We start from the raw sequence: 13,945 nt of genomic DNA, 5'->3' as shown, positions 1-13,945 counted from the left end.
TCTTAAAATAACAAGACTATGAATACTATTATCAACAACATAGCGATTGAAAAAGCTAAAACTTCGAAAATCAATGAAGTAGATTTTGATAATTTGAAATTTGGACATGTTTTCTCTGACCACATGTTGGAATGTAACTATAAAGGTGGTAAATGGCAAACTCCTGTAGTGAAGCCTTACCAACCCATTGTATTGGATCCTGCTGCTAAAATTTTTCATTACGGGCAATCTGTTTTTGAAGGCATGAAAGCTTATAAGGATGTCGATGAGAAAGTCTGGTTATTTCGCCCGTTAGAGAATTTTAAACGTTTGAATATTTCATCGAAACGATTGGCTATTCCTGAGCTTCCTGAAAGTTATTTTATGGATGGTTTGAAAACTTTGCTAGAAGTTGATAAAGATTGGATTCCAAAAAAAGCAGGAAGTTCGTTATATATAAGACCGTTTATTTTTGCTTCAGGAAATGGCTTTCATGCATCGCCAGCAGATGAGTATAAATTTATAATTTGTACTGCACCATCAGGGGCTTATTTTGCTGGTGAAGTTAGAGTTTTAATTGAAGAAAAATATTCGCGTTCTGCTAATGGTGGTGTTGGTTTTGCCAAAGCTGGTGGTAACTATGCAGGACAATTTTACCCAACACAGTTAGCTATAGAAAAAGGTTATCAACAAGTGATTTGGACTGATGATAACACCCACGAATATATTGAAGAGGCCGGAGCTATGAATATTTTTGTTCGAATTAATGATACATTAATTACCGGACCAACAAGTGATAGAATTCTTGATGGTATTACCAGAAAGAGTATTATTGAATTGGCTAAAACTGAAAACATACCTGTAGAGGTTAGAAAAATAACGGTTAGTGAAGTTGTTGAAGCTGCTAAAAACGGGTCGTTAAAAGAAATGTTTGGCGCAGGTACTGCTGCTGTAATCTCTCCTATTTCTGGGTTTGGTTATAAAAATGAAGATTACGAATTACCAAAATTTGATGATACTTACGCTAGTTATTTAAAGAAGCGTATTACCGATATTCAAACTAACAAAGCAGCAGATCCTTTTGGATGGCGCTACGAAGTTAAGTAATAAAAAAAGCAGCCAATTGGCTGCTTTTTTTATATATAAATTATTTGGAATCTATTTGTCTAAAATGGCTTCAATATTTGGTTTGAAATAATTTGGACCTTTTAAAACTTTACCGTCTTCTCGATAAATAGGCTTTCCGTCTTCACCCAATTTACTCATGTTACTGCGCTGAATTTCTTCAAACACTTCTTCAATTTTATGTTGCAAACCATGTTCGATGATTGTTCCACATAAAATATACAGCATATCTCCTAGCGCATCGGCGACTTCAACTAAATCATTATTATTGGCTGCATCAAGGTATTCTTCATTTTCTTCTCGCATTAACTTATACCGTAACATGTTTTTTGCGAGACCTAAATCTGCTTTAGGAGTTTCTCTATGACCTATTTTAAAAGCGGTATGAAATGCTTTTACAGCTTCAATTTTATTTTCCATCTAGTTGATATTTAGTTGTTTAAATTACGATGCGGTTTAATTTTTTTGGAACATTCTTATTTAAAAGTAAATCCTATCTTGATTTTGCTAAATTTGCAATAAAAATAACTATATGTTTAGTAAAGGTCAAATCATTTTTGGAATTATATTTTTTTTGGTGTTCGCTACTATAATTGCATATACTTACCGAAAAGATTTAAAAATACATAAGCGCTTTTATGCTGGTAGCGTTTGGATATTAATTGCCTTTATTTCATTTATATTATTTATTTCTGCGATTAAGTTTTTCTTTAAATAAGAATCCCAATACATTCTACAATCATTTATGAATGGTTAATAATAAGCCTTAGATAATTAATTTATTTTTTTTGACGCAACCATTTTTAAAAGATTGCATCTAGTATATACTAAACAAAACTAAAAAATGAATATTTTATTAATTGTTTGCGCTCTCGTAATAGTCAATCTAATTTTATTAGTTTTTAGTGTAAACAACAAAACAGAACCTTAAAAAAGATTCTGCTTTTGTTATCCCATTTATTTCAATATTTAATTTACCTCTGGTAAAAAGCTATATTGCTCGCTGTAGTTTAGCATTTGTCCTGCAAATGTTTCTGGTTGCGTTATTTTTAAATCTGTAATTTCACCTTCATCATTTTTTTCTGCAACTAATACAGGGTTTACAAAACCGCTATAAGGTGCAGAAGTGAATTGCTTATTTCGTTCTAAAACTTCAGCATGTATGGCTTGATCTACTTTTACGCCGTAATTTTCAACCAATGCCTCAACAGCTGCATAATCGCCCTCAGATTTAATACGTTGGGTTTCTCTTAATAATTGACCGAAAAGTTCATGGAGTTTTTCGTAATCGTTAATATTAAAATAGGTTTTACCATCTCGGGTTACTTTTTCGATTACATTATCTTTTAGCCCTTTTTCATAAGCCCAAGCTGAAATCCATTGTCTATTACGCATGTGAGCTTCTTCAACATCATCGCCTAGATTTAAACGAATTAACTGCATCATCAATCCATTTCGTATATAACCATCATAAGTAGCTTTTCCAACTGCTTTCCAGTCATCAACCAATCCTAATTCTTGCAGTTTTGGGTTATACAAATAAAATAATGCCACTAAATCTGCTCGTCCTTCTTCTAACGTGGAAGCGTAATTTTTTAGCGTTTCTTTAGTTTCTCCAACACCAGGATTTAACTGACCCGATGCATGACCAATCACTTCGTGTAATGCAGTGTGCAACTTGTCTCCTAACTGACCAAATTTTTCTTCCAATTCAAATTCTTCATCATCATGTACAAATTCTTTTAATCGTCCGGAGCTTGAAGCATTATTATAAGCATTGGTTATATTTCCTAATGAAACCGATTTACTACCTACAGCAGCACGTATCCAGTTGGCGTTTGGTAAATTCACACCAATAGGTGTACTTGGTGAAGCATCACCAGCTTCCCCAGCCACATTAACCACCTTATAAGTTACACCCACAACGTTCTTCTTTTTATGAGCATCCATTAATGTAGAATTGTCTTCAAACCATTGTGCGTTATCAGACAACACCTTCATTTTCTGTGACATATCAAAATCATTAATTTGTACGATATTTTCATAAGAACCTCTGTATCCTAAAGGGTCATTATACACTTCTATAAAACTATTGATGTAATCAATATTACCTTCTGTTGCTGCTGTCCAAGCAACATTGTAATCATCCCAAGTTTGTAAATCACCTGTTTTGTAATATTCGATTAAAAGTCCAAGAGCATTTCCTTGCGCTTCATTTTCTGCCACACCTTTTGCCAATTCTAGCCATTTTACAATTTCATCAATGGCTTGCCCGTAAAGTCCGCCTGACTTATATACACGCTCTTTTAAAACACCATTTTCTTTCACCAGTTGTGAGTTTAAACCAAATGATAAGGGCTTTTTAGGATCTGGAGATTTTTTTGCTTTATAAAATGTTTCAACATCTGCATTGGTAACATTGGGTCCGTAAAAATTCACAGCTGAAAGTGCAACATTATCTACACCTTTAGCTTGATTAACCTTTTTAGCATCTTCGTTATTAAAAATAACATCAAAAGCTTCACCTTTTAAGGTTGTTTGAGTCGCAGTTAACAATTCCTTCAAATAATCTGAAGAAAATTCAGGTTTTAGCTTGTCATTAGAATAGTGGTGGTGAATGCCATTACTAAACCAAACACGCTTTAAATAGGTTTCAAAAGCCTTCCAATTTTCCGAAGTTTTATCACCATCAAAATTCGTATAGATGTTTTCTAAAGCTTTTCTTATGGTTAAATTATGTCTGTAATTTTGATCCCACATAATATCTCTTCCTGATAATCCTGCCTGAACCAAATAATAAACTAATTTTTTCTCCTTAATTGTAAGTTGCTCCCAACCAGGAACTTGGTATCTTAATATTTTAATATCAGCGAACTGCTCAACGTTATGATCAAACGCTAAAGATTCTTTTGATGCCAAATTATCACTATCTTTTTGAGATTTCTCATTACCACAGGAGAACAAAATTGCAGCAACAAATATTAAATTTAAAATAGATTTTAGTTTCATCGTGTTTAAATATGTTTTAAATTATAAATAAAAAAACGCTTAAAAAAGCTCTTAAATTATTGATAATACGAAAATTTTACGTTTTAAATATTAATTATCTATTATCAACACAACAAATGTAATAATTTATTAATCGAAAATTAAAAATGATTATCTTTGATTTGTAAATAATCAAACAAAAAATAATGAAAGCTCTCAAATACATTTTATTCTTATTACTCATAGTTATAATTGGTGTAGCTATATATATTGCAATTCAACCTAACGAGTTTGAAGTGAGCAGAACTAGAACAATAAAAGCACCTGCACCAGTTATTTATAACAATGTCATTGATTTTAAAAACTGGGAAGCTTGGTCGTCTTGGGTGGAAGCAGATCCAGATATGCAAATAATGCTTTCTGATCAAACTCAAGGTGTTGATGGTTCTTATTCATGGGAAGATAAAGATGGCGTTGGTACGATGAAAAATATTGCTACAACTCCAAATAAATCCATCACACAACAAATGCTATTTGCTGATTTTCCACCTTCTGATATTTCTTGGGAGTTTAATCCAAATGAAGACCAGACAACTGATGTTACCTGGACCATTTCAGGTAAAAATTTACCTTTTGGTTTTAAGGCATATGCAACGTTTACTGGAGGTATGGAAAAACAAATTGCACCACATTACGAGCGTAGTTTAGAGAAATTAGATAGTATTGTTGTTGCCGATATGAAAAAATTTAGTGTTACCGTTGATGGTGTTACCGAACATAGCGGCGGATTTTATATATACAACACTGTATCGTGTAAAATCCCAGATATGCCAGCAAATATCGAAAAAATGATGCCTAAATTAGGTGCATATGCCATGGACAATAATATTAAGATGGCTGGAGCTCCTTTTAATTATTATCATAAGTGGGATGAAGAAAATAATACAACCATGTTCTCATGTTGTATCCCAACCATTAGTAAAATTATTTCAACTGAACCCGATATTCTAACTGGTCAGTTAAAGCCATTTAAAGCACTTAAAACAACTTTAAAAGGTGATTATTCTAATTTAAAAGAAGCTTGGGAAGTTGCTATGAAATATGTTGAGGATAATAATTTAGTACAAGATGAAAATGGTCCTGCTCTTGAAGTGTACACGAACGATCCTATGCAACATCCAAATCCTGCCGATTGGACAACCGAAATTTATTTGGCATTAAAGTAATGAAGCAACTGTTTTTAGTTTTTGTTGGTGGCGGATTTGGAAGTGTGTTACGATTTATACTCGGGAAATATTTAAACAACGCTGAAAATAGCTTACCATATGGTACTTTTTTAGCCAATATAATAGGAAGTTTACTTATAGGTATTATTCTCGGTTTAGCGGCTAAAAACAATACCTTATCACAAAGTCAATCCTTACTTTTAGCTACGGGTTTTTGCGGCGGTTTTACAACCTTTTCAACTTTCGCTTATGAGAATCATATCTTTTTAAAATCTGGCGATTTTACAAATTTTGCCATATATACCATAGCTAGTTTCGTTATCGGTTTTTTAGCAGTTTTTCTGGGAATCTTTTTAGTGAAATAAAAAATGAATGCAAAAGTAGATACATTTTTAGCTAACCTCAAAACTTGGCAAGAAGAGTTGACACGATTACGAGAACTTATTCTTGATTGCGGATTAACTGAAGATTTCAAATGGATGCACCCTTGTTACACTTACAATGGTAAGAATGTGATTTTAATTCACGGTTTTAAAGATTATTGTGCCCTACTTTTCAATAAAGGTGCCTTGTTAAGTGATGAAAAAGGCATTTTAGTACAACAAACAGAAAACACACAATCTGCAAGACAATTAAGATTTACAAACCTTAATGACATTGAACAACAAAAGTCCGTTATTAAATCTTATATTTTTGAAGCCATAGAAGTTGAAAAAATGGGTCTAAAAGTAAAGATGAAAACAACTTCTGAATTTGAAACTCCAGATGAATTAGAGCAGATATTCAAAAGTAATTCAGCGTTTGAAAAAGCTTTTTATAAATTAACTGAAGGCAGACAACGGGGTTACCTTTTACATTTTTCTAAACCGAAACAATCAAAAACTAGAATCTCTAGAATCAAAAAAAACATTAAAAGAATAATAGATGGTTATGGTTTAAATGATTGCACTTGTGGCTTATCCAAACGAAAACCGAATTGCGACGGTTCCCATAAATTTATTTGAAACCCTATTTTTTAGAAAAAGCTTTTACTCCCGCTTCAATTCTAGTTTTTAAATAATTTTTTCTTGGAACTAACGGACAAGAATATTTATCATTATAAGCGCAATACGGATTATAAGCTTGGTTAAAATCAATTATCATAGTTTCGCCCTCAGGTATTCTGGCATCAACATACCTACCTCCACCATAACTTTCTAAACCGTTGGTTTCATCTAAAAAAGGTAAAAACAAATAATCTTCATAACCTTCTTTGGTGATTAATTCTTGATTTTGATAGATATTTAAAGTAAAAGATTCGCCTTTCAAATTAAAAAATAACTCACCATATTTCACATAAATGGGTCTTCTTGAAGTTGTCGTTTTCATTTTAAAGGGTTTTTCATTTGGTGTTCTTTTAAAACTGGCTTCAACAACATAAAGCGAATCAAACTTAAAAAAATCTAATCCTTCAAATTGTTTTCTATCCTTATCTTTTAAAGGAGATTGTGAGGCATCCTTATATTTTGCGTTAAGCTCTTTTTGAAACTCGGTTTCCCCTTTTAACGCTCTTTTTTTTTGTGCGCAACTCAACAGTGAAATGAATAGAATACTAATAAAAATTGCATTTTTCATTAATTTTCTGGATTAAATGATGGATTAAGATTGGTATTATAATTTTGTATTAAATCGTTTGAAAATGTATTAAAAGTCTCTTCATCAGCAAACATTTTGATTTTTTCAGGATCAAAATTTCCTTGCAAATAAAAAGCTGTTGTCTCAGTTGGATTACTATTAAAAATAATGGCATCGGTAACGACAACTCCTAATTCACGCACAGAAATAATTCGAGTATTATCAAACTCATTTTTTCTAAATACATCTGTAAATCCATTATTTGTAACGGCACTCATTTCCGCAATTAAGTTTTGTCGCTTTATATTATCAACCTTCTCGAATTTTATGTATTTGAAATCTGAAATATTTCCAATGGCGTGTTTTACTTCGGGAGAAATATTACCTAAAACAGCTTTCATGAAATTGGGCACTTGAAACGATGTTGTGCCCATATCTGCTTTATGGTTATCATAAAAACTTTGAAAACTACTACTACAAGAAACCAGCAAAAAGCTGATTAATAATGCTAAACCAAATCGCTTCATATTATAAAAATTATCAATGTAAAAATACAAGTTAAATTTATTTTACCTAGATTTGATTCACGAAAAGAAATAAAATGTTAAATAACGTCAGAATTTATAGAAAGCAATGGACCTCTTGTATTAAGGCAAGAAGCTGGACTTTTTATATATTATGGTGATATGATTATAAATTATTACAATATGTAAAAGTCCGACTTCACCGTCGGACTTTTTATTTTTAAAGACATTACGAATTCAATTTTAATATGCAGTTTCGCACCAATTAAAACCAATGAAAAAATTATTCAACAATTATCTTGATACATTTAAAGGACTTTCAAAAGAAGTATGGTGGCTTGCTTTAATTACATTAATTAATAGAGCCGGTACTATGGTCATTCCTTTTTTATCATTATATCTTACTGAAGATTTAAACTTTTCTTTAAGTAATGTTGGTACGCTTATGGTTTGTTTTGGTCTGGGGTCAGTTTCTGGTTCATGGTTAGGAGGTAAATTAACCGATACTATTGGCTACTACAAAGTTATGGTAAGAAGTCTTTTAAGCACGGGCGTTTTATTTATAGCGCTTCAGTTTTTAGATACTTTTTACGCCTTATGCTTTGGTATTTTTTTAGTGATGTTGGTTGCAGATATGTTTCGTCCTGCCATGTTTGTGGCTTTAAGTGCTTATAGCAAACCCGAAAATAAAACACGAAGTGTAACGCTTATAAGGTTAGCAATAAACTTAGGTTTTTCAGCGGGTCCTGCTATTGGTGGAATTATTATTACTACTATGGGATACGGCGGCTTATTTTGGGTAGATGGCATTACATGTATACTGGCAACAGTAGTTTTAATAATGGTATTAAATCCTAAAAAATCTACAGTACTCGATGATATTATGGTGTCTAATCCTGTTTCTGCATATAGTGATAAGGCATTCACGATATTTTTGATAGCCATGTTTTTATTCGGTGTTATATTTTTACAATACTTCTCTACAATGCCTATTTATTACCGAGAAGTTCATGTTTTAACAGAACTTGAAATTGGGCTACTTCTTGGTGCCAATGGCTTTTTTATTTTTTTATTAGAAATGCCTTTAATAAAGTGGCTAGAAAATAGCAGACTGTCGAAAACCGAACTCATGCTTATAGGTGCAACCCTAACAACATCAAGTTTTATAATTTTAAATTATACAACTTGGTCTGGTATTTTAATTGTTGGTATGTTTTTAATGACCATAGGCGAAATGATTGCTTTTCCTTTCTCCAATGCTTTTGCAATGGAACGCGCTAAAAAAGGAAATCAAGGGGAATATATGGCTCTTTATTCCATCGCGTTTTCAATGGCACATATTTTCGGACACAAGGCAGGTATGCAAATGGTTGATGGTTTTGGGTTTGATAATACTTGGTATATGATTACCATTATAGGTGGCTTTTGCATGCTGTTACTTCTTATTTTGAGGAGTCATTTAAAATTAAAGAAAAGCTTTTAAAATTCTTTGTTTATGAATTTAAATCAAATAACCGTTCCGTCTCTTCAATTAGAACAAGCTGTAGCGTTTTATAAATCTTTAGGCTTGAAATTAATTGTGGATGCCATCCCAAATTATGCAAGATTTGAATGTCCTGATGGAGATGCTACCTTTTCTATTCATAAAGTTGATGAGCTTCCAAAAGGTGCAGGTGTTACCATCTATTTTGAAGAAATTGATTTAGATACATATGTAGATGAACTTCGAAAAAAAGGTATTCAATTCGATGTTCTTCCAGAGGACAAACCGTGGCTTTGGCGTGAGGCACATTTAAAGGATCCTGACGGAAATTGTATCATTTTATATAAAGCAGGTGAAAACAGAAAAAATCCACCTTGGCGCGTACACTAAAGGATTACTTAAGCGGTTTTATTTCTTTTTGTTTAACAACCCGAGACAAAACGATTTGAGTTTTTGATTCACCATAGGTAATCAATTGGTCTATAAAGGTTTCTAAATGTTTTTGATTTTTCAAAACTACTTCCATTACAATGTTTTCATCACCTGTAATTCTATAACAATTGATAACTTCATCATAGGTTTTTACTTTTTCTAAAAAGGGCTTCAGTTTACCCATAAAAGCACGTAAGGTTATGATAGCTTTAAGTTGATATCCAATTTCAAATGGAGAAACAATAGTTTTATAACCCTCTATTATTCCAAGATCTTCCATTTTTTTAATGCGTTCTGAAACTGCAGGAGAACTTATGCCAACTTGCCTCCCAATGGCAGCATTTGATAGTCTCGCATTTTCTTGTAAGCACTTTAAAATTTTGCTATTTATATTATCGATACTCATTTAAAGGAAAATTAACTAAAAATAATTAATAATTAAAGCAAATATACATTTTTACTTTAAAAACTAAAGTTGAATATCATAACTTGTGAGTAATTTTGGTAAAATTGCTTACTGAATTAAGATATGTTACACAATACCCCATCAAACCTATCGGATTTACCGGTTTATCAAAAGGCTTTAGAGATTTTCGCCTTATCTCAGAACATATCTTTGTATTTAAATCACGACCTATCTAATTTAAAACCAGATGGTTCAGAAGATATCAATATCTATTTCTCTGGTGATATTGTACAACAATCTGTATCCCTTGTTCCTGAAATTGTTAATGCCGAATTAGAGCGCTATTCAGATAAGAAACATAAACATCTTGCGTCTTTAAGAAAACTTACAAACAAACTTTACAGAAACTCCTATCGATTAGAAAAATCTAATAGTAACGGTAAAGATTTCTTGCCAATTTTAAGAAGTGAATTGAAAAAATTCAAAAAACTTCAAAGTTCGTGGATGTTGACTTTATAATTTAGATTTTATTGAATTTTAGTATTCAACTGTCATTGAATTACTGCACCCTTTGATTAGTTTAAAAAAATGAGATTATGTTCTAAGTTAAGTGATTAACGGCTTACATATTTCTGCGATACTGACCTCCAACTTCAAATAATGCATTCGTTATTTGCCCTAAGGAGCAAACTTTACAAACTTCCATTAAAGATTCAAAAATGTTTTTGCTATTAATAGCTTTTTGTTGAAGTTCTTTAAGTAAGGCTTCGGTTTTATGTGCTTTATGAAGATTTTCTAAAGTTTTAATTTGGAATTTCTTTTCCCCTTCCGTGGCTCGAATAACTTCAGCAGGTAAAACTGTTGGAGATCCCTTACTACTCAAAAATGTATTTACACCTATAATTGGGAAATCCCCGTTATGTTTTAATGTTTCATAATACAAACTTTCTTCTTGGATTTTAGATCGTTGATACATGGTTTCCATGGCACCAAGAACACCTCCTCTTTCAGTAATTCTATCGAATTCTAACAACACAGCTTCTTCTACCAAATCGGTTAATTCTTCAATAATGAAAGATCCTTGAATTGGATTTTCGTTTTTCGCTAATCCTAATTCTTTATTTATTATAAGCTGTATAGCCATTGCACGACGTACAGATTCTTCAGTAGGTGTTGTTATCGCTTCATCATAAGCATTGGTATGCAGTGAGTTACAATTATCGTAAATGGCATATAATGCTTGAAGCGTAGTACGAATATCATTAAAATCAATTTCCTGAGCATGTAAACTTCGTCCTGAGGTTTGGATATGATATTTTAGCATTTGTGCTCGCGCATTGGCTCCGTATTTAAGCTTCATAGCTTTGGCCCAAATTTTTCTTGCCACACGACCTATAACAGCATATTCAGGATCGATTCCGTTTGAAAAGAAAAACGATAAATTAGGACCAAATTTATTGATGTCCATACCGCGACTTAAATAATATTCTACATAGGTAAAACCATTAGACAGTGTTAATGCCAACTGTGTGATTGGGTTTGCCCCAGCTTCTGCAATATGATAGCCTGAAATAGAAACTGAATAAAAGTTACGCACATTATTTTCAATAAAATATTCCTGAACATCACCCATTAAGCGCAATGCAAATTCAGTTGAAAAAATACAAGTATTTTGTGCTTGATCTTCTTTTAAAATATCGGCTTGAACCGTTCCTCGTACTTGGGATATGGTATTCGCTTTTATACTTTCGTAAACATCTTCAGGCAACACTTGATCACCTGTTACCCCTAACAACATTAACCCTAGTCCGTTATTACCTTCAGGTAATTCTCCATTATATTTGGGTCTTTCATTACCTTTATAAATCTTAGTTATTTTAGCTTCAACCTCTTTTTCTAAACCGTTTTCTTTTATATAAATTTCACATTGTTGGTCGATGGCTGCATTCATAAAAAAACCTAATAACATGGGCGCAGGACCATTTATTGTCATACTCACCGACGTCATAACATCAGCCAAATTAAACCCTGAGTACAGTTTTTTAGCATCATCTAGACAGCAAATACTAACACCAGCATTTCCAATTTTTCCGTAAATATCTGGTCTATAATCAGGATCGTTTCCATAAAGCGTTACACTATCAAAAGCTGTAGATAAACGTTTGGCAGGCAAACCAGCACTTACATAATGAAAACGTTTGTTGGTTCGTTCTGGACCACCTTCGCCCGCAAACATTCTAGCAGGATCTTCGCCAGTTCTTTTAAACGGATACAGTCCAGATGTAAAAGGAAATTCCCCCGGAACATTTTCCTGCAAACACCATTTTAAAATATCGCCCCAAGCCTGGTATTTAGGAAGCGCTACTTTCGGAATTTGGACATGTGATAAAGACTCCGTATGGGTTTCAATTTTAACCTCTTTATCTCTAACTTTGAAGCTATAAACTGGATTTTTGTATCTGTCTACTTTTTCGTTCCAACCTGTTATCATTTCCCAGTTATGAGGGTCTAGGTTTAGTTTTACTCTATCGAATTCTCCTGTAAGCAATTTTATAAACTCTCTATTTTCTTTAGATTCGATTGACTTTGAATCAATTCCTGCTTTATCTAATTTTGGAGATTTTCCCAAAACAGATTCTAAGGTTTTATAAATTCCATATAATTTTTGTGCAACATCAACCTGATCAATAGCTGTTTTATCATAAGCTCTATTATTCTCTGCAATTTCTGATAAATAACGGGTTCTATTTGGGGGAATTACAAAAATCTTTTCACTCATTTCAAGTGAAATTTCAAACGTAGATTTTAAATCAGAGTCCGTCTTATCAACCAATTTATCCATGACTGCTTTATATAGCGTGTTCATACCTGGATCATTAAACTGTGATGCTATGGTACCAAAAACAGGTAAGTCCTCTTGTGGCGTATTCCATAAATTGTTGTTACGCATATACTGCTTTTTCACATCGCGTAAAGCATCTAAAGAGCCTCGTTTATCAAATTTATTAATAGCTACTAAGTCTGCAAAATCAAGCATATCAATTTTTTCTAATTGTGTAGCTGCTCCAAATTCTGGAGTCATAACATACAACGAGACATCACTATGTTCAATAATTTCGGTATCTGATTGACCAATTCCTGAAGTTTCTAAAATAATCAAATCAAACTCAGCTGCTTTTAAAACTTCAACCGCTTCATTAACATGTTTTGATAATGCTAAATTAGATTGACGTGTAGCTAAACTGCGCATATAAACTCTTGAGTTATTAATAGAATTCATTCTGATTCTATCGCCCAACAATGCGCCACCTGTTTTTCTTTTAGAGGGGTCAACAGATATAATACCAACTGTCTTAGAAGGAAAATCAATTAAAAATCGTCTTACTAATTCATCGACTAAACTAGATTTACCTGCACCTCCTGTTCCTGTTATACCTAAAACTGGGATTTTTGAATTTTTATTCTTAATATGAATTTTATCCAATGTTTCTTTTGCTATATCCGGAAAATTTTCTGCGGAAGATATAACCCTGGCAATGGTTTTTGGAGTTTTATTTTCTAAGTCCTTTAGCGTTATATTTAAATTATCACCAATGGCAAAATCTGATTGGTTAACCAAATCATTAATCATGCCTTGCAATCCCATTTCTCGACCATCATCTGGCGAATAGATTCTAGAAATTCCATAATCCATTAAATCTTTTATTTCCGCAGGCAAAATTACGCCTCCGCCGCCGCCAAATATTTTAATGTTATCTGCTCCTTTTTCCTTAAGCAAATCATACATGTATTTAAAATACTCGTTATGTCCACCTTGATATGAAGTTAAACAAATAGCATTCACATCTTCTTGAATGGCAGTATTAACAACCTCTTCGACGCTTCTATCATGCCCTAAATGTATCACTTCTACACCTGTTGCTTGAATAATTCGGCGCATAATATTAATTGACGCATCATGTCCATCAAAAAGTGATGCAGCTGTTACAATTCTAACTTTATGCTCGGGCTTATAAGGCACTTGTTGGTTCATTCGTAAAGATTATTACATTTTAGTACCGCAATTTACGAAATATTCAAAAAAATAAGCCATTTACAAAAGATTATATAAAACTATTATTCCAATTCTTGCCTAAGTCAATTTTAAACTATTTTTAGCGCCGAATAC

At 32.6% G+C, this 13,945-nt stretch carries 13 protein-coding genes; 7 read left to right on the top strand and 6 right to left on the bottom strand.

The features are described from left to right. The first annotated feature begins 18 nt into the window (after positions 1 to 18). Positions 19 to 1,086 carry a branched-chain amino acid aminotransferase gene (locus tag O5O44_RS06375; protein WP_289196203.1) on the top strand — a complete coding sequence of 356 codons (1,068 nt, stop codon included), beginning with the start codon at positions 19 to 21 and terminating at the stop codon, positions 1,084 to 1,086. Positions 1,087 to 1,137: 51 nt separating this feature from the next. On the opposite strand, the gene O5O44_RS06370 is transcribed toward O5O44_RS06375, so the two are convergent. Both O5O44_RS06370 and O5O44_RS06360 read right to left on the bottom strand, forming a co-directional pair. Continuing rightward, positions 1,138 to 1,524, bottom strand: coding sequence for a pyrophosphohydrolase domain-containing protein (locus O5O44_RS06370; RefSeq protein WP_019388109.1), 387 nt, complete (start codon positions 1,522 to 1,524; stop codon positions 1,138 to 1,140). Between the two features lie 549 nt (positions 1,525 to 2,073). Further along, entirely contained in the window at positions 2,074 to 4,113 is a 2,040-nt protein-coding gene (locus O5O44_RS06360) for a dipeptidyl-peptidase 3 family protein (RefSeq protein WP_289196202.1), read from the bottom strand. 185 nt (positions 4,114 to 4,298) lie between these two features. Between O5O44_RS06360 and O5O44_RS06355 the strand changes: the two genes are divergently transcribed. The 3 genes from O5O44_RS06355 to O5O44_RS06345 are packed head-to-tail and all read left to right on the top strand — an operon-like array spanning position 4,299 to position 6,322. Beyond that, entirely contained in the window at positions 4,299 to 5,318 is a 1,020-nt protein-coding gene (locus tag O5O44_RS06355) for an SRPBCC family protein (RefSeq protein WP_289196201.1), read from the top strand. Continuing rightward, on the top strand, positions 5,318 to 5,683 hold the full coding sequence (gene crcB / locus O5O44_RS06350; RefSeq protein ID WP_019388101.1) for a fluoride efflux transporter CrcB: 366 nt from the start codon (positions 5,318 to 5,320) through the stop codon (positions 5,681 to 5,683). The genes O5O44_RS06355 and crcB overlap by 1 nt, the downstream gene beginning before the upstream one ends. Positions 5,684 to 5,686: 3 nt before the next feature. Then, on the top strand, positions 5,687 to 6,322 hold the full coding sequence (locus O5O44_RS06345) for a DUF1801 domain-containing protein (RefSeq protein ID WP_289196200.1): 636 nt from the start codon (positions 5,687 to 5,689) through the stop codon (positions 6,320 to 6,322). Positions 6,323 to 6,326: 4 nt separating this feature from the next. Here O5O44_RS06345 and O5O44_RS06340 read toward each other — a convergent pair whose 3' ends face one another. After that, positions 6,327 to 6,932, bottom strand: coding sequence for a DUF1684 domain-containing protein (locus tag O5O44_RS06340; protein ID WP_289196199.1), 606 nt, complete (start codon positions 6,930 to 6,932; stop codon positions 6,327 to 6,329). Then, positions 6,932 to 7,489 carry a DUF4252 domain-containing protein gene (locus tag O5O44_RS06335; protein WP_289196198.1) on the bottom strand — a complete coding sequence of 186 codons (558 nt, stop codon included), beginning with the start codon at positions 7,487 to 7,489 and terminating at the stop codon, positions 6,932 to 6,934. The genes O5O44_RS06340 and O5O44_RS06335 overlap by 1 nt, the downstream gene beginning before the upstream one ends. A gap of 241 nt (positions 7,490 to 7,730) precedes the next feature. Here O5O44_RS06335 and O5O44_RS06330 point away from each other — a divergent pair, with 241 nt between their 5' ends. Together O5O44_RS06330 and O5O44_RS06325 are read left to right on the top strand one after the other, a co-directional pair. Next, the gene (locus tag O5O44_RS06330) at positions 7,731 to 8,939 is read left to right on the top strand and encodes an MDR family MFS transporter (protein WP_289196197.1); all 1,209 of its coding nucleotides are present in this window, start codon (positions 7,731 to 7,733) and stop codon (positions 8,937 to 8,939) included. Between the two features lie 12 nt (positions 8,940 to 8,951). Then, positions 8,952 to 9,329, top strand: a complete 378-nt coding sequence (locus tag O5O44_RS06325) for a VOC family protein (RefSeq protein ID WP_289196196.1) — start codon at positions 8,952 to 8,954, stop codon at positions 9,327 to 9,329. 4 nt (positions 9,330 to 9,333) lie between these two features. On the opposite strand, the gene O5O44_RS06320 is transcribed toward O5O44_RS06325, so the two are convergent. Further along, entirely contained in the window at positions 9,334 to 9,777 is a 444-nt protein-coding gene (locus O5O44_RS06320) for an Lrp/AsnC family transcriptional regulator (protein WP_019388095.1), read from the bottom strand. 123 nt (positions 9,778 to 9,900) lie between these two features. Here O5O44_RS06320 and O5O44_RS06315 point away from each other — a divergent pair, with 123 nt between their 5' ends. Continuing rightward, positions 9,901 to 10,296, top strand: a complete 396-nt coding sequence (locus O5O44_RS06315; protein ID WP_019388094.1) for a hypothetical protein — start codon at positions 9,901 to 9,903, stop codon at positions 10,294 to 10,296. A 103-nt stretch (positions 10,297 to 10,399) separates the two neighbouring features. Here O5O44_RS06315 and O5O44_RS06310 read toward each other — a convergent pair whose 3' ends face one another. Continuing rightward, positions 10,400 to 13,810, bottom strand: coding sequence for a methylmalonyl-CoA mutase family protein (locus O5O44_RS06310; RefSeq protein ID WP_289196195.1), 3,411 nt, complete (start codon positions 13,808 to 13,810; stop codon positions 10,400 to 10,402). Positions 13,811 to 13,945 lie beyond the last annotated feature (135 nt).

Origin of the sequence: Algibacter luteus (assembly GCF_030344935.1) — a bacterium.
Classification (GTDB): domain Bacteria; phylum Bacteroidota; class Bacteroidia; order Flavobacteriales; family Flavobacteriaceae; genus Arenitalea; species Arenitalea lutea.
The sequence above is the reverse complement of the archived record's forward strand: the minus strand, read 5'-3'. Positions and strand labels throughout refer to the sequence as shown.